The sequence below is a fragment of the Pectobacterium fontis genome, assembly GCF_000803215.1.
GTDB classification, from domain to species: domain Bacteria; phylum Pseudomonadota; class Gammaproteobacteria; order Enterobacterales; family Enterobacteriaceae; genus Pectobacterium; species Pectobacterium fontis.
Window position 1 is genome coordinate 90,266 of record NZ_JSXC01000016.1, and the last position, 21,854, is coordinate 112,119.

General features: G+C 52.7%; 17 protein-coding genes. 7 read left to right on the forward strand and 10 right to left on the reverse strand.

The window, feature by feature from the left end:
- Positions 1-53: 53 nt before the first annotated feature.
- The 7 genes from OI69_RS05825 to OI69_RS05855 all read right to left on the reverse strand — a co-directional run bounded on the left by OI69_RS05825 (position 54) and on the right by OI69_RS05855 (position 9,240).
- Entirely contained in the window at positions 54-1,526 is a 1,473-nt protein-coding gene (locus OI69_RS05825; protein ID WP_039347236.1) for a sensor histidine kinase, read from the reverse strand.
- A complete protein-coding gene (locus tag OI69_RS05830) occupies positions 1,504-2,214 on the reverse strand; it encodes a response regulator transcription factor (RefSeq protein ID WP_039347239.1) in 711 nt (236 codons plus the stop codon). Before OI69_RS05830 ends, OI69_RS05825 begins: the two co-directional genes overlap by 23 nt.
- 498 nt (positions 2,215-2,712) lie before the next feature.
- The gene (locus tag OI69_RS05835) at positions 2,713-4,359 is read right to left on the reverse strand and encodes a Na+/H+ antiporter (RefSeq protein WP_039347241.1); all 1,647 of its coding nucleotides are present in this window, start codon (positions 4,357-4,359) and stop codon (positions 2,713-2,715) included.
- A gap of 265 nt (positions 4,360-4,624) precedes the next feature.
- Positions 4,625-5,980 carry an NCS2 family permease gene (locus OI69_RS05840; RefSeq protein ID WP_039347314.1) on the reverse strand — a complete coding sequence of 452 codons (1,356 nt, stop codon included), beginning with the start codon at positions 5,978-5,980 and terminating at the stop codon, positions 4,625-4,627.
- A gap of 832 nt (positions 5,981-6,812) precedes the next feature.
- Positions 6,813-7,772, reverse strand: a complete 960-nt coding sequence (gene puuE, locus OI69_RS05845; protein WP_052198317.1) for an allantoinase PuuE — start codon at positions 7,770-7,772, stop codon at positions 6,813-6,815.
- A gap of 11 nt (positions 7,773-7,783) precedes the next feature.
- A complete protein-coding gene (locus OI69_RS05850; protein ID WP_039347247.1) occupies positions 7,784-8,521 on the reverse strand; it encodes an aspartate/glutamate racemase family protein in 738 nt (245 codons plus the stop codon).
- Positions 8,518-9,240 carry a GntR family transcriptional regulator gene (locus OI69_RS05855; RefSeq protein ID WP_039347249.1) on the reverse strand — a complete coding sequence of 241 codons (723 nt, stop codon included), beginning with the start codon at positions 9,238-9,240 and terminating at the stop codon, positions 8,518-8,520. The genes OI69_RS05850 and OI69_RS05855 overlap by 4 nt, the downstream gene beginning before the upstream one ends.
- A 149-nt stretch (positions 9,241-9,389) precedes the next feature.
- Between OI69_RS05855 and OI69_RS05860 the strand changes: the two genes are divergently transcribed.
- The gene (locus OI69_RS05860; protein ID WP_039347251.1) at positions 9,390-10,874 is read left to right on the forward strand and encodes an NCS1 family nucleobase:cation symporter-1; all 1,485 of its coding nucleotides are present in this window, start codon (positions 9,390-9,392) and stop codon (positions 10,872-10,874) included.
- Between the two features lie 48 nt (positions 10,875-10,922).
- On the opposite strand, the gene lpxP is transcribed toward OI69_RS05860, so the two are convergent.
- Positions 10,923-11,846 carry a kdo(2)-lipid IV(A) palmitoleoyltransferase gene (lpxP, locus tag OI69_RS05865; protein WP_039347255.1) on the reverse strand — a complete coding sequence of 308 codons (924 nt, stop codon included), beginning with the start codon at positions 11,844-11,846 and terminating at the stop codon, positions 10,923-10,925.
- Between the two features lie 654 nt (positions 11,847-12,500).
- On the opposite strand from lpxP, the gene guaD reads away from it, so the two are divergent.
- From guaD to xdhC, 4 genes are read left to right on the forward strand one after another with little or no spacing between them, the layout of a single operon-like run.
- The gene (guaD, locus tag OI69_RS05870) at positions 12,501-13,832 is read left to right on the forward strand and encodes a guanine deaminase (RefSeq protein WP_039347258.1); all 1,332 of its coding nucleotides are present in this window, start codon (positions 12,501-12,503) and stop codon (positions 13,830-13,832) included.
- Positions 13,829-15,262, forward strand: coding sequence for a xanthine dehydrogenase small subunit (xdhA, locus tag OI69_RS05875; protein WP_039347260.1), 1,434 nt, complete (start codon positions 13,829-13,831; stop codon positions 15,260-15,262). The genes guaD and xdhA overlap by 4 nt, the downstream gene beginning before the upstream one ends.
- Positions 15,252-17,606 carry a xanthine dehydrogenase molybdopterin binding subunit gene (xdhB, locus tag OI69_RS05880; protein ID WP_039347263.1) on the forward strand — a complete coding sequence of 785 codons (2,355 nt, stop codon included), beginning with the start codon at positions 15,252-15,254 and terminating at the stop codon, positions 17,604-17,606. Before xdhA ends, xdhB begins: the two co-directional genes overlap by 11 nt.
- Positions 17,603-18,388, forward strand: a complete 786-nt coding sequence (xdhC, locus tag OI69_RS05885) for a xanthine dehydrogenase accessory protein XdhC (protein ID WP_039347265.1) — start codon at positions 17,603-17,605, stop codon at positions 18,386-18,388. The genes xdhB and xdhC overlap by 4 nt, the downstream gene beginning before the upstream one ends.
- On the opposite strand, the gene uraH is transcribed toward xdhC, so the two are convergent.
- Positions 18,368-18,703, reverse strand: a complete 336-nt coding sequence (uraH, locus tag OI69_RS05890) for a hydroxyisourate hydrolase (RefSeq protein ID WP_039347267.1) — start codon at positions 18,701-18,703, stop codon at positions 18,368-18,370. The two genes, xdhC and uraH, sit on opposite strands and share 21 nt — an antisense overlap.
- Positions 18,700-19,200, reverse strand: a complete 501-nt coding sequence (uraD, locus tag OI69_RS05895; RefSeq protein ID WP_039347270.1) for a 2-oxo-4-hydroxy-4-carboxy-5-ureidoimidazoline decarboxylase — start codon at positions 19,198-19,200, stop codon at positions 18,700-18,702. The genes uraH and uraD overlap by 4 nt, the downstream gene beginning before the upstream one ends.
- A gap of 392 nt (positions 19,201-19,592) precedes the next feature.
- Here uraD and hpxO point away from each other — a divergent pair, with 392 nt between their 5' ends.
- Both hpxO and OI69_RS05905 read left to right on the forward strand, forming a co-directional pair.
- The gene (gene hpxO / locus OI69_RS05900) at positions 19,593-20,768 is read left to right on the forward strand and encodes an FAD-dependent urate hydroxylase HpxO (RefSeq protein WP_039347274.1); all 1,176 of its coding nucleotides are present in this window, start codon (positions 19,593-19,595) and stop codon (positions 20,766-20,768) included.
- A 32-nt stretch (positions 20,769-20,800) separates the two neighbouring features.
- Positions 20,801-21,835: an ABC transporter substrate-binding protein gene (locus OI69_RS05905; protein WP_154715522.1), complete on the forward strand. Its 1,035-nt coding sequence runs from the start codon at positions 20,801-20,803 to the stop codon at positions 21,833-21,835.
- Positions 21,836-21,854 lie beyond the last annotated feature (19 nt).

Sequence of the window (21,854 nt, forward strand, 5' to 3'; positions counted from 1 at the left end):
CAAACCGTATATTAACCGCTCGCCACAGGCTGTATTCATGGTGAAAAAGAGTATTAACAGCGATTAAGGCACAGGTAGACATTCAATCCCGGTTCCGAGGAATCCAGATAGAGTTTACCGCCATGTAGGTCGGTAATCGCCTGAACCAAAGATAGCCCCAGCCCATAGCCAGATTGAAACCAGGTATCGAGCCGCTGAAAGCGCTGTAGCGCTTTGGCATGCAGCGCAGGCGGAATGCCCGGTCCACGATCGGCAACGCTCAGTGCGATCCAGCCACGATAAAGCGTCACGCTCAAAGTGATGTATTTTCCTTGTGCCGCGTATTTCAACGCATTTTCCACCAGATTCGCCAGCGCCTGAAACAGCAACGCCCGGTCGCCAAAGAGCTGGATTCCGGCTTCAATTTCAATCTTTAGGCTACAACCGCGTGTTTCCGCCAGCGGCTGATAATATTCGACAATTTCTTCCAGCAGTTGCCGTGCCTCAATATTCTCAAACTGATGCACACACCGCCCGCTTTCGATTTCGCCGATACGCATAACGGTACGAAATAGCCCGAGGATTTTATGCACCTCGTCTACCGCCAGATTTAATTCGTCACGAATATCGTTATCCAACCCTGCACGTTCTGTCAGGTTGAACAGACGGTTTTGCAAATGCGTCAATGGCGTACGCAGTTCGTGCGCGACATGACTGGAAGTATTACGCACCTGTTCCATCAGGCGTTCAATCCGTTCCAGATTCTGATTAATATCAGCGCTCAGGCTGTCAAAATCATCGTCATAAGGCGACAGCGGCATACGCACCTGCTGCTCACCACTGCTGTAACGATGCAGTGCCGTACGAATTTTCTCCACGCTACGCAAGCTGCGTAAACTGAAATGACGACTGACAAACAGGCAAAACAGCAGCACGATAAATAGCCCGGCTCCCGCCACCAACGGGATCGTTCTCACGCGTTCCAGCATCGGCCGAATGTTATAAGCGGTAAATAACACGCCTCCGTCATCCAACATGACGGATAAACCGATCAGATTATGATCATCTGAGCTGGAAATGGCGGCCTTTAGACAGTTAACGTCCATCTGACAGTGAATTTTTAATGGAGAGGGACGGTCAAGATGTGATTTTAGCGAATCATTCTGGTAGAGAATCTGACCATATTTATCCATCACTAAAAACAGCGGTAATTCATCACCTTTCGCTCGATTATCCTGCCGTAATTGCGTAATCAGACTCTCGGCATTGGCTAAGCGCGACTGCATCGAGTAATCGTAAATATTCCCCAAAACCACTTCGCGAACATGTGTTCTAATCAGCGTTTCACTTAATGAGCTAAAGCCGACAATACACATCAGCATCATCAATAAGAACAGAAAAACAATGGTTATTGCCTGACGAAAATTACAGGTACATAAAAAATCGGGATAGTGGCTCGCCCCGAATAATTGCCAGTGTTTTATTTTTACCTGCCAGCGCTGCCCCAGCTTCTTTCGTTTTACCTTATTCCGCGTGGCTACCGACATCGGTTTTGTCCTTATCTACCGCGCCTAATGCGTAGCCCATCGCCCTCAACGTTTTAATTAATGGACGCGGGAAGCCTTTATCAATTTTCGCCCGCAGTTTAGACATATGAACATCGATCAGGTTGGTCTGCGGATCAAAATTGTAGCCCCATACTCGTTCTAACAGCATGGTACGCGTAATCGCCTGACCTGGATTTTCCATCAAAATAATCAGTAACTTGATTTCTTTATCGGTGAGATCGATACGCTTGCCGCCGCGCCATGCAACGCGCTGCATACGATCAAGTTGTAAATCTTCGAAGGTCAGCACGGAAGGGTTATCAGCATGGCGTTTACCACGCCGTGCCATAATATCCAGACGCAATCTAAGTTCATTAAAATTAAACGGCTTGCCGAGATAATCCTCTGCCCCTAACTCCAGCCCCATCACTCGATCGACATCACGATCCAGCGCCGAGAGCAGCATGATAGGTGGATGACGTGAGCCTTGTAATTCACGTAATACCGTAAATCCATCCATGATAGGTAACATTCTATCTAAGAGAACGACATCATAAACTTCATCCTTGATCGCTTTTAATGCGTGTACGCCATCGTGCACCATCCGACAAGAATGGCCGTGGGAATGTAATTTAGACCCCAGCCAATGACACAGCACAGAATCATCATCAACCACTAATACACGCATAATTTTCCCCTATAAACGTTAATGCCGATCGTTTCAAGATCGAGATACCGGGGGCGACCACGGTGCGAGGTCGCCCTGCGGGAACCTCATCACCGTGTTTCCCCTAAATTCACACTCAGTGAACAGCATTACCCTATAAACGTGGGCTTATTTACCTAATTAATTCAGGGCTAATATCCGTTTATTTCTTATCTGTTCCGTCAAACAGCCGTTCCCCCACACCGTTCTGATATTGTGCGGGCCATTTTTTACTTATGATTTTTTACTTCTCAACGTTTCGTTTATGACTTTTCTACTTCTACATTTTTATTTATGAGAATTGTCCCACAGATAATAACAATCATTATCATTTAGTGACAAGCAGTTTACAATATCCTGACGGCGTTCTTAAATTCGGCGCATAAAAAAACATCCCCATCGCTTACGCCATGAGGATGTAGAGAAAGGCAAGAGAAGAGAAAAAAATCAATGTGGTAGCGGAGATCGCATCACCGAGTCTTACTCATGTTCGATCAGAAGAGCTTCTAACAGATCGAGGTCACGCAGCATTTTTTGCAATGTCTCATTACTGATCTGCTGCGTCGCACGCAGGTGATACAGTTCCGCCCGTTCGGAATTCAGCGCCGTCAGGCGAAAGCGTCGCTCCAGATTCTCAATCAACAAACCGTTTTCAGGATCGTCTTTATCAATGAGCCGTCGGCGCAGATTCCCGATGACGCGCGCGCTGACCTCTTTCAGCACCTGCTCATCAATATTTTCCTCCCGATCGGCCGCCAGACGTTCCTCCATTTTGTGCATACTTTTGATCGCCACTTCCGCCACGGCCATACGCGCCATGCGGATCTCTTTGGCATGCGCCGCTTTATCGGCCACCACCACGCCGCGCAACAGAAACGGCAATGCCAAGACGCCACAAAGCAGAGAAAACAAAATGACGCCCGTGGCGATAAACACCAGTTGATAGCGGGACGGAAACGCCGTGCCATCGGTCAGAAGCAGCGGAATAGACAGTACACCCGCTAAGGTAATCGCCCCACGCACGCCTGCAAAGGAGGCAATCCATAGCTCACGCGTAGAAAATTCGGCGAAGATCATCGGACGCTTTTTCTGAATGTGCATGCTGTATCTTTTCATCACCCACAGCCAACTGAAACGCAGCAACAGCAAAGCACCATAGATGATCGCGATATCGGTAAATAGCATCCAGGTTTCAACCGTTGGATCCAGTTCCGCCTGCGTCACTGAGGTTTCCAGAATCCCCGGCAATTGCAGACCCAGCATGATGAACACCATGCCATTAAACACGAACTCCAGCATCGACCACACACCGTTCGCACGAAGCCGCATCGCCAGAGGAGCGCTACGAATCACGCCCGACTGGCCGATGGTCATCCCCGCCGCTACCGCCGCCAAAATGCCGGACACGCCAATGTGTTCCGCAATCAGATACGACGCAAACGGTAGCAGCAGCAGCAGTACGATCTGGGTAGCCGCATCATCACCGCTCCAGCGGCTGATAACACGCAGCGATTTACCGAATACCCAGGTCACGCCGACGCCCGCCAATAGCCCGCCCAGCGCCACCTGCATGAATTCCAACGTCGCACCCGAAACGGTAAACACCATGGTGCCCATCGCAATGGCGACCGCAAATTTCAGCGACACCAGACCGGATGCGTCATTCATCAACGCTTCGCCCTGCAAAATGCCCATCAGCTTTTTCGGAATACGATCTTCACCCACGATGCCGGACAGCGCGACAGCATCGGTTGGTGACAGCACAGCCGCCAGCGCGAAAGCGGCAATTAGCGGCATTCCCGGCACCATCCAGTAGATGAAATAGCCGATGCCCACCACCGTAATCAATACCAGAACCAGCGCCAGACCAATAATTTCCCGCCCGTGTTTCAGGAACTCACGCGTAGGCGTTTTCCAACCGTCGGCAAACAGCAGCGGCGGAATGAAAAGCACCATAAATAGCTCAGGGTTGAAGTCAACGTGCAAGCCGAACTGCGGCCAGGCAAGGATGGCACCAAGCGCGATTTGCATTAAAGGCAGAGGGATTTGAAAGGGTAAAATGCGGGTAATCACCCCAGAGAGGGACACCACCAGAGTCAAAATAAGAATCGTAAAAAATATTTCCATGCTTTCCTTAGACGTACTCCTAAATCAAAAAGTTCTGCCTGCGAGCGCTTGACCAACCCTTCCATATTTAACGCATTTAGTCTGGTATGAAAATGGGTTTTTAGCCGAAAACCCAAGATTAATGACACGATTGATTATCACACAGAAAACGTAAACCCAAAGCCAATAACAAGGCATACAGACACGTATTTCGGGGGAATATTACAAGAAGGGGAAAAAGAAGCAGACCTTCAGGACGGAGCCTGAAGATCTACAGAAGAAGAGATTACAGCGCCCAGCCGCCCGCGTAAAACACCACTAACGCCACAGCGATAATGACGGTGCCGATGTTCAGCTTACGCCATTCGCCAGCGCAAATACGCCCTAATACCAGCGCGCCGAAGCCCAGCATGATGCCGGTTACGATGTTACAGGTCAGTACGATAAATACGGCACAGACCAGACCGGACATGGCATCAACGAAATCGTCAAAATTCAGTTTAGAGACGTTGCCCAGCATCAGCAGACCAACGTACATCAGCGCAGGTGCCGTCGCATAGCCAGGCACCAGATACGCCAGCGGAGAGACAAACAGCAGCAGCAGGAACAGCACGCCCACGACGGTTGCCGTTAATCCTGTCTTACCACCGGCAGCCGTACCCGCTGCGGATTCGATATAAACCGCCGCCGGGGATGTGCCAACCAGACTGGAGAAAATGCTGCTCACGGAGTCTGCGGTCAACGCTTTCCCCCCATTAATGATTTGCCCGTCTTTATCCAGCAGATTCGCCTGCCCGGCAACCGCACGGATGGTGCCCGTTGCATCAAACACGGCAGTCATCACCAGCGCCAGCACGCTCGGCAGAACCAGTGGCTGCAACGCACCCATGATGTCGAGACTAAAAATCAGCGATGAACCGTCAGCCGCCTTCAGGCTTGGTAAGGCAAAGAAACCGCTATATTTGACATTCGGGTCAAAAATCAGCCCCAGAATAGAGATCACAACGATAACCAGCAAAATCCCGCCCGGTACGCGACGTTTCTCTAAACCAATGGTCGCTGCCAGCCCCAGCAGAGACATAATAACGGGGAAAGAGGTGAAATTACCCAGCGCCACTGGCAGGCCATCAATCGGGTTTTTTACCACCAGGCCGACACCGTTGGCCGCAATAATCAGCAGGAATAAACCAATACCAATCCCGGTGCCGTGCGCCACGCCCATCGGCAGGTTGCGCAAGATCCAGGAGCGGATGCCCGTAACGGAAATGATGGTAAACAACACCCCCATCAGGAAGATCGCGCCCAGCGCCACGGGAATACTGATTTGTTGACCCAGCACCAGACTGAACGCGGTAAACGCCGTCAATGAAATCGCACAGCCAATCGCCATCGGCAAGTTGGCCCACAACCCCATCAGCAACGATCCCAGCCCGGCAACCAGACAGGTGGCAACGAACACCGCCGCAGGGGGGAACCCCGCCTTGCCCAGCATGCTCGGCACCACAATCACCGAGTAGACCATAGCCAGAAACGTCGTCAGGCCAGCCAGCACTTCCTGACGTACGTTACTGCCGCGCTGCGTAATTTTGAAAAAAGCATCAAGCGTGCCTTGCGAGCCAGCCTGACGGGTGGTGTTTGACATAGTGGTATCCCCTGAAATGTCATTATTATTTACGATCAATACTGAACAGTTCCCGCGGCCTTGCTCCGCGAGTACATCGGCGCACTCATTCGCAATCAACATAGTGCGCAATCAACACTACGGCTCCACACGCAAACGATTAGCTCGCTGGATGCAAAACCCAAAAACGTTGCGTTATCAAAATAAGCTTTATAAAAACAAGCGGGATTAAAACATTGCCGGATAAACGGTGTCAGGTCATCTGAAGCGCACGATTATCCCGCTTCCCCCGCGCTTATTTCAACTGCAAATCGAGACAATTTACCTATCTCACTTATCTTTCCGGTTAAGGAAACACACAACCAGTACACGTCATACCCAATCCGGCAACTCGCTGAAAACGCGTCAGTATGAAGAAAAAGCAGAAAAGGTTTTTAGATGAAAATCAAAACAGCGGTTTAACCCTCACAAACTGATCGTTCATTTTTTTGTGATTGGCATCACAAAAAAGTTGACCACCCGTATCAGTGCGAGTATTCTTAAAAACGTGAACAGCATCACAGAAACAAATTAACTAACAACGAGGAAATGACCATGAAACTGCTGAACAAAATCATCGCTATGTTTGAAAACATCAACATCAACTTTGGTACTTTCAACCAATAATTATTTAAGAATCGTGGGGATAAAAAGATGCGCGTTGTCCGCAAAATCAATCAAATATTAAAAGCGTTGGGCAAAACCTATCGCGGTGTTAACCCCCACGCTATCTTCCGTTAACCGTACTCAGTACGTTAACCTCCTAAATGGCTGCCATCCGGCGGCCATTTTTGTTTCTGGTATACGCTATATATCATCGCGCCACATACGGGTGATGCTGGCGCCAGTGCTCAGCAATATCCTGACGACGACAAATCCATACGCGATCGTGCTGCTGAATGTAATCCAGAAAACGCTGTAAAGCGCGGAAACGCCCAGGTCTTCCGAGTAAACGGCAGTGCATACCAATAGACAACATTTTGGGTGCCGTTTCCCCTTCCTCGTAGAGCACATCGAAACTGTCTTTCAGATAACTAAAGAACTGTTCGCCGCTGTTAAAGCCTTGCGGTGAGGCAAAACGCATGTCGTTCGCATCAAGGGTATACGGCACAATAAGATGCGGATGCACATCGCCATGACTTTTTTTCACCGGCATCCAGAACGGAAGATCGTCACCGTAGTAATCGCTGTCGTACCAGAAATTGCCTTGTTCGACGACCAACTGACGCGTATTCGGACTGTCCCGACCGGTATACCAGCCTAGTGGCGGTTTGCCGAATAGCGCCGTCTGCACCGCTATCGCTTTATTCATGTGCTCACGCTCTGTGTCGATATCCATATTTTGGTAATGAATCCAACGCCAGCCGTGGCTCACCACGTCATAGTCAGCCGATTTTATCGCCTCGACAATCGCCGGATTACGCGCCAGCGCCATCGCCACACCGAATACCGTCAGCGGCAAACCGCGCCGCTGGAACTCCTGATGAATACGCCAAAATCCTGCGCGCGAACCATATTCGTATAGGGAATCCATTGACATATGGCGGTCAGGATAACTCGCTGCGCCAATGATATCGGACAGAAATTGTTCCGACCCCGCATCACCATGCAGCACGTTATTTTCCGCGCCTTCCTCATAATTCAGCACAAACTGCACCGCGATTCTGGCCTTCCCAGGCCAATTAGCGTGTGGCGGCTTGCCAGCATAGCCAATGAGATCGCGTGGATACTCACCATCGGTTATCTCAATCAATGTGGCAGAGTCTTTTGTCATTATCCTATTCCTTAACGCAAAGTGCTAAACATGCCGCTCAACGGCTTGGCGACGGGATAATCCAGATCGCCATGCTTACTGGTCGTCAGCCCCAGAGCAGACAACGATTCAATCAATTTTACCGCCGCGCTGACGCCGTCAATCACCGGAATGGCCAGTTCTTGCGTCAATTCTTGCGCCAGATCGGCCATTCCGCCACAGCCAAGCACAATCGCGCCTACGCCATCCTGACGCAAAGATTGTATACAATATTCTCGTACTTTCTGGCGCGCCAACTCGCTATCCTGTTCCAACGCCAGAACGGGTAAATCGATGGCATGCACTGCGCCGCAGTGATGCTCAAAACCATAACGTTGTAATAAATGACGCGCGATAATCACCGTACGCGGCAGCGTGGTGACAATGGAGAAGCGCGTTGCGACCAGCGTCGCCATGTGCATCGCGGCCTCTGCAATCCCAATCACTGGCTTGCTAGCCACCTCACGCGCCGCGAGCAAACCGGGATCGCCAAAGCAGGCAATAATATGTCCGTCTACGCCCTGCGCCTTCCCCTGCTTGACCTGTTCGAGTACGCCAACCGCCGCTATCGCTTCATCAAAGTGCCCTTCAATAGATGGCACGCCCTGAGAAGGCGACACCGCGATAATCTCCGTTCCTGCGGCAGCAACAGCGCGTGCCGCTCTCCCGATGGTTTCCGTCATGGCGAGGCTGGTATTGGGGTTAATCACCTGAATCAACAGCGGTTTCACGCGCGCGTCTCCTTGAAATGACCAAACAAGCGACCAAAGTCAGGTTCGACGTTTTCATCTCGGTCAAAACGCAGACTGGCGACAATATCATCGAAATGTCGCGTCATCGCTTCAGACAGCGCCTGCACATCGTTATCCCGCAGTCGCGCGAGAAGATCGTGGTGGCCGTGGCACCGGCACCCTTGCTGCCACGGCGATCCATACGCGGCAATGACCAACGATGAGCGTAGCGTTAGCTGTGAGACAATACCTGTGAGTACCGTATTACCGGAAATCGCCTGTAGCTGAATATGGAAAGCGGCAGACAAACGAATCGCCTCCGCACCGTTTTGATCGGCGTGCGCCTGCTGCTCCGCAACGATCAGCTTATTCAACGCGACCAGATGAGGAGAGCGACAGCGAGAAACCACGTCGGGTAGATTGGCGCATTCGATAAAACGACGCGTTTGAAAAATTTCCCGCGCTTCTTCCACCGAAGGCGTCGAGACCTGCGCACCACGTTTGGGCGTTAACGTAACCATTTGCACCACCGCGAGACGCTGCAAGACTTTTCGGATCCCCGTTCTGCTCACATCAAACACGTCGGCCAGCGCTTCTTCTGGCAATTTTGTTCCCGGCAGCAGTTGATGTTCCACAATCGCATTGAGCAACGCCTGATAAATAACATCATCTTTTTGCTGGGAGAATGGCTCGTTTTCAAGTCCGTACGTGTAGTTCATCTTCTCTTCTCGTTGTCATAGCCCTTTCAAATCGTACACACCAAAGATCGTTTATGTATACAAAAAAATGGATTTTGGCCTGATTCATGCAAAGTCGTTTCACACACAACGTCATTCACTTCACGACCAGGGTAAAAGGAGCAGATTCCATGCCAGAAAATATCAACACCGGTAATGGCAACGAGACGTACAGCCCCAGACTATGTAATGAGGATCTGGCCCCGACCCGCAATCAGACCTGGTCCTGGTACAATATTTTTTCCTTCTGGATGTCAGATGTACACAGCATGGGGGGATACGTAGTCGCCGCCAGCTTTTTCACGTTGGGATTAGCAAGCTGGCAGGTGTTGCTGTGTCTTCTGGTGGGGATCTGCATCGTACAGATCTGTGCCAACCTCGTTGCCAAACCGAGCCAGATGAGCGGTGTGCCTTATGCGGTGATTTGCCGTCAGGCATTCGGCGTGTTTGGTGCCAATATTCCCGCGGTGATCCGGGGGTTAATCGCTTTTGCGTGGTACGGGATCCAAACCTATCTGGCGGCGCACGCCCTGATGCTGGTACTGTTGAAGTTTTATCCCGATCTCGCGCCCCTGACGCAGAGCCACTGGCTCGGCCTGTCAGCACTAGGGTGGATGTGCTTTGGCATCATGTGGTTCCTGCAAGCCATGGTGTTTTGGCATGGCATGAACGCCATTAAACGCTTCATCGACTTCGCCGGCCCGGCGGTCTATGTCGTGATGACGCTGCTGGCCGTTTGGATTATTTACCAGACCGGTTGGGAAAATATCTCGTTTACGCTGAGCAGCAAAACGCTGACTACCGGCGAACAAACCTGGCAGATGCTCACCGCAACGGCGCTGGTGGTTTCCTATTTTTCCGGCCCGCTGCTAAATTTTGGCGATTTCTCTCGCTACGGCAAAAGTATGCAGGAAATCCGCCGTGGCAACCGCTGGGGGCTGCCTTTCAATTTCCTGCTCTTTTCCCTCATCACCGTGGTGATTGTTTCGGGCACTCAATCACTGTTTGGTCGCATGATTACCGACCCGATTGAAACCGTCACACATATTGGCAGCAGTTTTGCGGTTGTGCTTGGCGTGCTGACCATGATCATCGCTACAATAGGAATCAATATTGTCGCCAACTTCGTCTCGTCGGCCTTCGATTTCTCAAACTGCTCGCCGCAGCGCATCAGTTTCCGCACTGGTGGTATGATCGCCGCAGTCGGTTCCGTCTTGCTCACACCGTGGAACCTGTTCAACTCACCGGAGCTGATTCACTACACGCTTGATGTGCTCGGCGCTTTTATCGGGCCGCTGTTCGGTATTTTGCTGATGGATTTCTATGTCATCAAAGGCGGGAAAGTGTATGTGGACGATCTCTTCGACGCGACGCCGAAAGGACGCTACTGGTATCGAAACGGTTTCAACCCGAATGCGCTGATGGCGCTGATTCCTGCGGTAGCCATTGGATTGATCATCAGCTTTACGCCGCAATGGCGCGATGCCGCCAACTTCAGTTGGTTTATCGGCGCGTTCCTGTCAGCAAGCTGCTACCGTTATTTAGCACGCCACGAACGTGTCGGCGCAACCAGAAAACCCTTTGTCACACGCGGCATGCTGTTAGGGAAGGAGTAAAAACGGTAAGCGCCGCTGATATTTTTATATTATGCGGCGCTTCTGTCGTCAGGCGTAAAGCGAGACTTCTCCTGTCGGGCGTGTTTTAAAGCGACGATGCAGCCAGAGATACTGCTCCGGTGCCCGCATAATCTCTCTCTCAATGACCTTATTCATATAGCACGCCGCCGCCTGCTCATCATGATGTGGATAGTCCTGCAACTCCGGCTGAATCACCAGATGATAGCCTGATGCATCCGGCTTACGAATCAGCACGGTTGTCATCATTGCAGGTTTTGCCAGACGGCTGATGGTGAACGTTCCGCTGGTGGTTGCCGCATTTTCCACCGCAAAGAACGGGGCGAAAACACTTCCTTTCGGGCCGTAATCCTGATCGGGTGCGAACCATACCGCTTCACCGCGTTTCAGCGCCTGCACCATACCGCGCAGATCTTTACGGTCGATCATCGCTTTATTAGAACGAGAACGCCCCCAGGTTTGCACCATTTCCATCGCTTTATTATTGTGTGGTCGATACATCGCCATCATTGGCTGACACAGGCCCATCGCCCTGCCCCCCAGTTCCAGCGACATAAAGTGAATACCAATCACCATCACGCCCTGACCTTTCTCGGTAGCGCGCTGTAAATGCTCCAGCCCTGAAACATCAAACCAGTGACGCACACGCCGATCGGACCAAAACCACGCCATGCCCGTTTCCACCAACGCCATACCGAGTGACGCGAAATTACTGTCGATCATCGCTTCACGTTCGTCGTCGGAAATCGTGGGGAAACAGAGTTCAAGATTGCGCCGGGCAATCGCCACCCGACGTTTTAGAAAAAGGCGGGATAAGCGACCCACTCGGCTTCCGAGCCTCATTAACAAGGGATAAGGAAGCTGGACTAATAAAAACAACACGCCAAGACCGAACCAAGTCGTCCAATAGCGTGGATGAAGTAATGCCCTGGTAAATGTTTGCTTAATCTTCATGATACTCATCTTTAAGTGGCTAACAGCGTACCGCACCAAGCCTCTCTCTTACGCGCTATACCTATCATGACACTTATTTATAGAAATCGTTTCAGCCGGGTGGAAACTAAGTTTAACCGTTATCACGCATGAGGTTAAAAAGCAGCATAAACGTGCTGATAACACAGAGGGGATGTTGAGCAATCGATGGACGACTGACGGCGGTGCTCATCATACCTGATTCAGGGATAATTAAAGAGTGGCTGCATAAAAAATCTTCTTCATCACCGACGAATCAGCATGAGTGACCAGCTAACAGGGAAAGCGCACTGTTATGGGGCAAATTTTCAAGACATCCTGACTATGTTCAAGAAAAAATCCGGGATTAAAAAGAATATTATTCTGTTATGAGAAACACGCAAACGGTTACTCACATTCGCAACCGTTTGCATACAGAAAGATAACGTTATTTTTTCATTATTTTGAATTTTTGTTGCGCAACAAAAATAAAAATACTTAATTTACAATTAGATAACCGTTATTTCATCGAATTACACACTGGCATGTTCTTTGCAAAATTATTGTCATCTGCGGTAAAAGCCCGGCTCCCCCACGCGATTTGAAGGCCGGCCGGGCGCACGAAGGAACCCCCTTCGTATAAAAAGAGGTTTTGCTATGACGATAAATTATACCTGCGCATTACGTAGCCAGTTTTTCGATATCACCGCTCTGGCGGCGCAGCCAGATGACATGCTGAAACAGAGCCGCAGCATTGATGATGGGCTGTTGTTTCTTGATGGAAGCCACATCGTCGCCCTCGTAGAGTGGGAAGAAGGTCGCCATTGGCTACGTCATCCGACGGACTATATCGATTATCGTGACAAACTGATTGTGCCCGGCTTTGTTGATACTCATCTGCATTACCCCCAAACCGAGATGGTCGGTGCCTGGGGAGAACAGCTATTGGAGTGGCTGCAAACCTATACCTTTCCAACGGAAAGCAAATACGCCGATAGCGATTATGCCGCTGCGATGTCAGTGTTCTTTCTCAATCAACTTCTGGCTAACGGCACCACAACGGCACTGGTATTCGGCACCGTACACCCGGAATCCGTAGACGCACTGTTCCATGCGGCAAGCCGTCTTGAGATGCGCCTGATCGCAGGCAAAGTGATGATGGACAGAAATGCGCCCGCTTATCTGATTGAAACGCCGGAGCAGAGCTATCAACAAACGCGCGACCTGATTCTGCGCTGGCACAATAAAGGACGCATCAACTATGCCCTCACGCCGCGTTTTGCACCGACCTCGTCACCAGAACTGATGCGCGTGGTGGAACAGCTCCGTCAGGAGTTCCCTGACGTCTGGCTACACACCCATTTAAGTGAAAACACCGATGAAGTCGCCTGGGTTAAGTCACTCTGGCCCGAGCACAGTAGCTATCTCGGCGTCTACCACCATTACCAGATGACTGGAAAGCGAAGCGTATTTGCCCATGCGATTCACCTTGAGCCGTGTGAATGGGATTGCCTGCGTGAAACGGACTCGTCGATAGCCTTCTGTCCGACCTCGAACTTATTTCTCGGCAGCGGTCTTTTCCCCTTACATACCTGTCTCGATCACGGTGTACGCGTCGGGATCGGGACAGATATCGGCGCAGGTACGACCTTTAATATGTTGCAGACGCTCGGAGAAGCCTACAAGGTCGCGCAATTGCAAGGGAACAAACTCCACGCCTGTCAGGCTTTCTATCATGCGACATTAGGCGGCGCTCACGCCCTGGATCTCGATCGTTACATCGGCAACTTTATGCCGGGTAAAGAGGCAGATTTCGTGGTGTTGGATCTGGCCGTCAGCCCACTGCAAAAAATGCGTCTGGCGAGCTGCCATGATATCTACGAAAAGCTGTTTTTACTGATGACGCTGGGGGATGACCGTAATATCTGGCATACCTGGGTTAATGGGCAGTGTATCTGGCGTCAGGATGACGTGGAGAAAGCCGCATGATCCGTTTCTTACTTAATCAAACGCTGAAAACGTTAACGGCTCTCTCGCCAGATACCACGGTACTCCGCTGGCTGCGCACGCAGGAAAGACGCACCGGCACCAAAGAAGGCTGTGCATCAGGAGACTGCGGCGCTTGTACCATCGTCATTGGCGAACCGACCGCTGACGGGATGGCCTACCAGACGGCCAATAGTTGCATCATGCTCATGAGCCAGCTCCACGGCAAACAGTTACTGACCGTGGAAGATCTGTCTGAAAATGGCGTGCTCCATCCGGTACAGCAAGCCATGGCAGACTGCCATGCCTCCCAATGTGGCTTTTGTACGCCGGGTTTTGTGATGTCGGCCTTCGCGTTACAGAAATCCGGCTGTACGGGTTCCAGACACGATATTGAACAGCAACTGGCGGGCAACCTGTGTCGCTGTACGGGCTACCGTCCTATCGTCGCCGCCGCACAACAGGTCTGCGGGTTGGAAATCCACGATCGCTTTCGTGAACAGGCACAAGCAACCGCAGCGCGGCTCAATGAGATACGCATGGCACAACAAGAAAATACCACCGATGGAGCCTGCTTACTGCCCGCGACACTGCCGGAAATGGCGATGCTCTATCTGCGTCATCCTTCCGCGCAGTTGCTGGCAGGCGGCACCGATTTAGCGCTGAACGTGACACAGCACCATCGATCGTTCGAGCGCGTTATCGCCTTGCATCGCATCGAAGAACTGCAAGCTATCACGATAACGGACCAGACGATCACACTCGGTGCCGGGGTCACACTTCAGCGCTGCCTGCACGCGCTGGAAGCGCTGATTCCCGCCTTTAGTCAGGCGCTGGAACGCTTCGCTTCTCGCCAGATACGCAATCAGGGGACGCTGGCTGGCAATCTTGCCAATGCCTCCCCGATTGGCGACGGTGCGCCGATGCTGCTGGCGCTCAACGCGCATCTGGTGCTACAGCGCGGCAATCACACGCGTGAGCTGCCTCTCGATCAGTTTTTTCTTGCCTACCGTAAAACGGCCTTACAGTCCGGTGAATTTATCCGCGACATCGTTATCCCACGCGCCACGATTTCCCCAACATTTGCCGCCTGGAAGGTGTCCAAGCGACGCGATGACGACATCTCCACGGTGTTTGGCGCTTTCAATATCCGGCAAGCAGAAGGTCGGGTGACAGAAGCGCGCATAGCATTTGGCGGCATGGCGGCCACCCCTGCGCGAGCAACAGCCTGTGAACAGGCGCTATTGCACCACCCCTTGTCCGATGCGTTAGATTCCGCCTGCGCCGCACTGGCACAGGATTTCTCACCGCTGAGTGATTTTCGCGGCAGCGGAGACTATCGCCTTGCCATCGCACAAAACCTGCTGCGGCGCTATGTCTTACAACAGCACCATCCACACGCCGCGCTGGAGGTAGACAGCTATGTTGACTAATACAGAACACCTGTCAGAACAAAAGCTGGTGGAACAGTTTCATCGTGAACTGACGGGGGGCGCAGGCCGAAGCCAAAAACATGACAGCGCCGACAAGCAGGTAAGCGGTCAGGCCGAATACGTGGATGATAAGGCGACGTTGCCCGGTTTATTGCACCTGTGTCCGGTGCTAAGCGAGCATGCTCACGCCCATATTCTCGCTATCGACACTCAGGCCTGTCTTGCCGTGCCAGGCGTTATTCGCGTCCTCAGTTGGCACGACGTGCCCGGTGAACTGGATGTCGGCGCGCTGGCGCCGGGAGAGCCGCTGTTCGCCAAAGGAACGGTTGAGTACCACGGTCAGGTGGTACTGACCGTGGTTGCGGAAAGCTGGGAGGCCGCGCAAATCGGTGCCCATGCGGTCAACATCACTTACCAACCGCTGGAAGCCGTGCTGGATGTGGAAGAGGCGCTGCGACGCGAGTTCTGGGTCGAAGCCCCGCATGTACATCAACGTGGCGATGTGGATACGGCGTTATCTCACGCGCCTCACCGCATTCAGGGGCAGTTTCATATCGGCGGGCAGGAGCACTTTTATCTGGAAGGTCAGGTGGCGATGGCGCTGCCGGGAGAAGATCACACCCTTCAGGTCTTTTCCTCTACGCAGCACCCGACCGAAGTACAAAAACTGGTTTCATCGGTACTCGGCATCTCCATGAACAAAGTGACCGTGGATATGCGCCGCATGGGCGGTGGGTTTGGCGGCAAGGAGACGCAGGCAGCGAGTATCGCCTGCCACGCGGCGCTGGCCGCCTATCTGACAGGATGCCCTGCCAAGCTACGCCTGAGCCGTCGTGATGATATGCGAACAACCGGTAAACGGCACCCGTTCTTCGTGCGTTATGATGTCGGCTTTACCGACGATGGCATGCTGCACGGTGTCGCGATCGATCTGGCGGCAAACTGCGGCTACGCGCTCGATCTTTCCGGTTCCATCTGCGACCGCGCCATGTTTCATGCGGATAATGCCTACTACCTCGGCGATGCCCGCATTACGGGCTACCGCTGCCGTACCCATTTGGCCTCCAATACGGCGTATCGCGGGTTCGGCGGCCCACAGGGCATGGTCGCTATCGAACAAATCATGGATCGCATCGCCCGGGAACTGGGGGTCGATCCGCTGACCATCCGCAAGCGTAACTATTACGGCAAGGCCGAACGCAACGTCACGCACTACTGGCAAACGGTAGAAGACAATCCCATGCCGGAAATCACCCGACAACTGGAGTGCAGCGCGGATTATCACGCACGCCGTGAAGCGATCCGCCAATTTAACGCCACCAGCCCGGTGCTCAAACGCGGTCTGGCGCTCACGCCGGTAAAATTCGGCATTTCTTTTACGTCGAGCTTTTTAAATCAGGCAGGGGCGTTAATCCTGATCTATACCGACGGCACGGTGCAGCTCAACCACGGCGGCACCGAGATGGGACAAGGCCTCAACACCAAAGTCGCGCAGGTCGTCGCGAACGTGTTGCAAATTCCGCTGGAGACGATTCAGGTTACCGCCACCAATACCGGTAAAGTACCTAACACCTCCCCTACCGCCGCGTCATCCGGCGCAGATCTGAACGGTAAAGCGGCGGAGATTGCGGCGCAAACGCTGAAAACACGGCTGACCGAGATGCTGTGCCGTTTGCATCACTGCGATGAACAAGAGGTGGTTTTTCGTAACGGCATCGTACAGGTGCCGGGAAAATACTATCGCTTTGCCGATATCGCCAATCTGGCGTGGCTGAATCAGGTGCCGCTCTCTGCGACTGGCTTTTACAAAGTACCCGGTATTCACTATGACCGCGCCGCAGGACGAGGCCAGCCGTTTTACTATTTTGCCTATGGCGCAGCCTGCTCAGAAGTGCTGGTTGATACCTTGACCGGTGAATATCGGCTGTTACGCACGGATATTTTGCACGATGTCGGGCAGTCGCTGAATCCGGCGTTGGATATCGGTCAGATAGAAGGGGGATTTATTCAGGGCGCAGGGTGGCTGACCTGCGAAGAACTGGTGTGGAATCAAGACGGACGTTTGCTCACCGACAGCCCGATGAGCTACAAAATCCCGGCGATCAGCGATGTACCACCGGATTTCCGCGTACACCTGCTGGAAAATCATGCCAATCCGCAGCAGACGGTTTACCGTTCAAAAGCCGTCGGCGAACCCCCTTTTATGTTAGGCATTTCCGTCTGGTGTGCATTACAGGACGCCGTAGCCAGCGTAGCAGGCTATCGCCACCATCCGCATCTTGACGCCCCTGCCACACCGGAGCGCGTATTCTGGGGCATTCACTCACCGCGGGAGGTGCCATGACCGATGCCTGGATTAACATTCTTAGCACCTTGCACGCCCGCCATGAAGGGTGTGTTCTGCTAACGCTGCTGGGCGAGAAAGGCTCCGTCCCCCGCGATGGCGGTACCAAAATGATCGTCACCTCACAGGAAAGCTGGCTGACCATCGGTGGCGGTAATCTGGAGTACCAGTGCATCGCCATCGCGCGTGACATGCTAAAAAAGAAGGCGACTCAGCCGCGCATTGAGCACTTTAATCTCGGCGCCCGAGCGGGACAGTGTTGCGGCGGCATGACCACGGTGTTGCTGGAACCGTTGATTTTGCCGCAGCCAAACATCGTGGTCTTTGGTGCCGGTCACGTCGGCCACGCGCTGGTGTCGTTACTCGCCACCCTGCCCTGCCGAATATCGTGGGTGGATGAGCGGGAAGAGATGTTCCATCAGGTGCCGCCGGGAGTCATCCCCCGTCATCTGGACGATCCGTTGGATGCGGTGACAGACAGCCCCGCCGGAAGCTATTTCGTGGTGATGACGCATCATCATCCCCGCGATCTCGCGCTGGCGGAAGCCATTCTGAAACGGGGAGATTATCGCTACTTTGGCCTGATAGGATCACACACGAAACGTCAGCGTTTCAGCTACCAGCTAACCGGAAAAGGCATCAGTGAAGCACAGCTTGCGACGATGCGCTGTCCGGTCGGGTTGCCTGATGTTAAGGGGAAACTGCCCGCGGAAATCGCCGTGGCGATCGCCGGCGAAATTATTGCGGTTTACCATCCATCATCAACTGCCGCGGTAGGTTGACCAGGACCACGGTGAAATCAGAAACGGCAGATGATAGTGGCCGCCCGAGGCGCTGAGACGAAAATCAATCTGCGCCTCGACAAACAGCGACTCGCGGTTTGCTTCGGCAAACCAGTCGCCGATAGCGGCAGTCAGACGATAATGCCCCGCAGGCAAGGGGGCGTTAACGAACGCCGCAATGCGGCCATCCTCGTTAGTGACGTCCTCAGCGATCGTAAGCCAGTGCGTATCGTCCTGTCGTGCTAAACGCACCTTCACGCCAACGGCTGGCTGGCCTAGCGCAATATCCAGAATATGGGTACTTAGCGTGCTCATTCGTCAAACACTCCTTCCAGTCTTAACAACGTGATTTCGCGGAGTTGGCTCAGCGCCGCCTGCATCTCTTGCTCAGGCGTATTTTGCAGCCGTTGATGCAATATATGCAGTATATCCTGCGCGCTGCGCCCTTTGGCGCGAACAAGAAACACATAGCCAAACTGTGCTTCGTAACGGGCATTGCCCTCGCATAATGCCTGCTTAAGCGACACATCATCATGATTGACCGCGGCTTGCTCTTGTTGCGACAGTTTCGCTTCCCGCGTCCCACCAGCCGCTTTTTCGCCGATACGCGGATGGGTACTCAGTGCCAGCATCAGATCTTCCGCTTGCCAGTCACGACTTGCCCGCATTCCGGTATCCAGCACGTCGGCAACGTGCTGATAAGGGCGGCCTTGCGCAACCTGTTTGATCCAGCGAGGCAATGCCACGCAGGGTAACAGCAGCGCTTCCGCGTCTTCCTCATTCAATTGATTAAAGTGCTCAAGTGAAGCCATGTCCCCTCCATCAACCTCAACTCATTATTCAGCGTCTTATCCCACCACGCCTCCCACAACCTAATGATTCAATGACTTGCACAAAGTACGCCACTTTCATTTGTGTACGGAAAAATAGGACGGAAAGGCGTATTCCTCCACGCGACGCGTAATAACAACAAGACGCCCATCATCGGGATAATCTGTCTTTCACGCCCTGTTGTTGCACAATGTGACAGCTATGTTGCACCAATGTTGTGCGATTAATGCTCGCCCTCTTCGTTTATCTTGCCGGATTACAGTACTTAACCCGCTCATACAAACTGGTACTAAAGTTGCAAGAAAAACAAATATTGATACAAACGTTGCAACTTGGCGACAGACAACGGAATAGATGAGCCAGAGGAATGATGATGAAAGCGACAATCATTGGTGCAGGTATTGGTGGTCTAAGCGCGGCAGTAGCCTTAAAAAAAGCGGGCATCACCTGTGAAGTATTCGAAGCCGTTCGCGACATTAAACCGGTCGGTGCGGCGATCTCCGTCTGGCCAAACGGCGTCTCCTGCATGAACTATTTGGGGATGGGCGACATTATGCAACGCTTCGGCGGCCCGATGCATTACCTGGCCTATCAGGATTACCGTGACGGGCAAATAATGACCCGCTTTAGCCTCAACCCGCTGGTCGAGCAGGTTGGCGAGCGCCCCTATCCTATCGCTCGCGCCGAATTGCAAGCAGAAATGCTGGATTTCTGGGGACGGGACACCGTTCAGTTTGGCAAACGCGTTGAACGCGTAGAACAGGATGAACACGGCGTGACCGCCTGGTTTACCGACGGCACCCACACGCACAGCGATATATTAATCGCCGCCGACGGTACGCACTCCACGCTCCGGCCACATGTTCTGGGCTACACACCGGAACGTCGCTATGCCGGCTATGTGAACTGGAATGGTCTGGTAGACATTGATGAACAGATTGCCCCCGCGAACCAGTGGACCACCTTTGTTGGCGAAGGCAAACGCGTGTCATTGATGCCCGTTTCTGACGGACGCTTTTACTTCTTTTTCGATGTGCCGCTTCCTCTCGGATTAGCGGAAGATCGCACCACGGTTCGTGCCGACCTATTACGCTATTTCTCCGGCTGGGCACCACAGGTGCAACGGCTAATCGCCGCCATTAATCCTGAAACGACCAACAGAATCGAAATTCACGATATCGAACCGTTCCCTCAATTAGTCCGTGGTCGGGTCGCGCTGCTGGGCGATGCAGGCCATAGCACGACGCCAGATATCGGTCAGGGCGGTTGCGCCGCGCTGGAAGATGCCGTGGTGTTGGGAGAGAGCTTGCAACATTGTGCCGCGAATCAGGCCAATATTGAGGCTGCCCTGCTGCGCTATCAGTCGCTGCGTAGTCCACGCGTCAAGGAACTGGTGCTCAAAGCGCGTAAACGCTGCGATATCACCCACGGCAAAGACAGCGTGCTGACGCAAGCCTGGTATGACGAACTGCGCACGGAAACCGGCGAACGCATTATCGCAGGGCTGTGCGATATCGTGCGCGGCGCGCCACCCTGCGTTCAACAATAAGTCCCCTTACTTCCACTATTGAGGAATTTGTGATGCTGACTACGTTATCAAAGCTACACCAATTAAGCGCGACCGCTCTGCTTTCGTGCTCTCTGCTGTTTTCTCAGGCGCACGCCGCGGAGCCGGTAAAGGTTAAATTCTCTCTGGACTGGCGCTTTGAAGGGCCTTCAGCTCCTTTCCTGATGGCGAAAGCAAAGGATTATTTTGCGCAGGAAGGTTTGGATGTGCAGATCGATTCGGGTAACGGTTCTGCGGGCGCGGTGACACGCGTGGCGACCGGCGCTTACGATATGGCTTTCGCGGATGTGAACGCGCTAATCGAGCAAGAGTCACAGCATCCCGGAACCGGAATCAAAGGCGTATACATGCTGTATAACACCACACCAGCCGCCATTTTTCTGTTAAAAAGCAGTGGCGTGACAGAGCCAAAAGCGCTGGCAGGCAAAACCATTGCCGCCCCCGTCTTTGATGCCGGGCGTAAAGCCTGGCCCGCCTTTGCGAAAAAAGTGGGGTTGAATAAAGACGCCGTGACCTGGCAATCTTCCGACCCCACGGTGACGCCTAATCTGCTGGTGCGTAAAAATGTGGATGCGATTGCCGGCTTCTATTTTACCAGCCTGCTTAATCTGGAAGCGCGCGGTGCCAAAGCAGACGATCTGGTGATCTTCCCTTATGCCCAGTACGGCGTCGATCTCTACGGTAATAGCATTATCGTCAGCAAAAACATGCAGGAAAACCACCCAGAGGCGATTAAAGCCTTCCTGAGAGCCTTCAACAAAGCGGTAAAAGAAACATTGGCCGACCCTGCTGCTGCGGTGCAATACGTTAAAGCACAGGATTCATTGATTAACACCCAACTGGAAACGCGACGTTTGCAAATGGCATTTGACCAGCTAGTCGTTACGCCAGAGAACAAAAAGATCGGACTTGGCGATGTCGATCCCGCGCGCATGCAGCGTTCCATTACCGAAGTGGTAGACGCCTTTGGCCTGAAAAACACGCCTGATATGTCAGCCATATTTACGTCTGCTTTCCTCCCGCCGCGTGCGGAACGTGATGTCCCCTAAACACTTCAGGTGGTGGTGA

What these genes read in the sequence shown, in the direction of transcription:
- hpxO (WP_039347274.1), top strand. Translation starts at nt 19,593, where the DNA reads ATGAAAGCGACAATCATTGGTGCAGGTATTGGTGGTCTAAGCGCGGCA.
- OI69_RS05825 (WP_039347236.1), bottom strand. Translation starts at nt 1,526, where the DNA reads ATGTCGGTAGCCACGCGGAATAAGGTAAAACGAAAGAAGCTGGGGCAG.
- uraD (WP_039347270.1), bottom strand. Translation starts at nt 19,200, where the DNA reads ATGGCTTCACTTGAGCACTTTAATCAATTGAATGAGGAAGACGCGGAA.
- xdhC (WP_039347265.1), top strand. Translation starts at nt 17,603, where the DNA reads ATGACCGATGCCTGGATTAACATTCTTAGCACCTTGCACGCCCGCCAT.
- OI69_RS05855 (WP_039347249.1), bottom strand. Translation starts at nt 9,240, where the DNA reads ATGAACTACACGTACGGACTTGAAAACGAGCCATTCTCCCAGCAAAAA.
- OI69_RS05835 (WP_039347241.1), bottom strand. Translation starts at nt 4,359, where the DNA reads ATGGAAATATTTTTTACGATTCTTATTTTGACTCTGGTGGTGTCCCTC.
- OI69_RS05905 (WP_154715522.1), top strand. Translation starts at nt 20,801, where the DNA reads ATGCTGACTACGTTATCAAAGCTACACCAATTAAGCGCGACCGCTCTG.
- xdhA (WP_039347260.1), top strand. Translation starts at nt 13,829, where the DNA reads ATGATCCGTTTCTTACTTAATCAAACGCTGAAAACGTTAACGGCTCTC.
- OI69_RS05830 (WP_039347239.1), bottom strand. Translation starts at nt 2,214, where the DNA reads ATGCGTGTATTAGTGGTTGATGATGATTCTGTGCTGTGTCATTGGCTG.
- lpxP (WP_039347255.1), bottom strand. Translation starts at nt 11,846, where the DNA reads ATGAAGATTAAGCAAACATTTACCAGGGCATTACTTCATCCACGCTAT.
- OI69_RS05840 (WP_039347314.1), bottom strand. Translation starts at nt 5,980, where the DNA reads ATGTCAAACACCACCCGTCAGGCTGGCTCGCAAGGCACGCTTGATGCT.
- OI69_RS05860 (WP_039347251.1), top strand. Translation starts at nt 9,390, where the DNA reads ATGCCAGAAAATATCAACACCGGTAATGGCAACGAGACGTACAGCCCC.
- guaD (WP_039347258.1), top strand. Translation starts at nt 12,501, where the DNA reads ATGACGATAAATTATACCTGCGCATTACGTAGCCAGTTTTTCGATATC.
- xdhB (WP_039347263.1), top strand. Translation starts at nt 15,252, where the DNA reads ATGTTGACTAATACAGAACACCTGTCAGAACAAAAGCTGGTGGAACAG.
- uraH (WP_039347267.1), bottom strand. Translation starts at nt 18,703, where the DNA reads ATGAGCACGCTAAGTACCCATATTCTGGATATTGCGCTAGGCCAGCCA.
- puuE (WP_052198317.1), bottom strand. Translation starts at nt 7,772, where the DNA reads ATGACAAAAGACTCTGCCACATTGATTGAGATAACCGATGGTGAGTAT.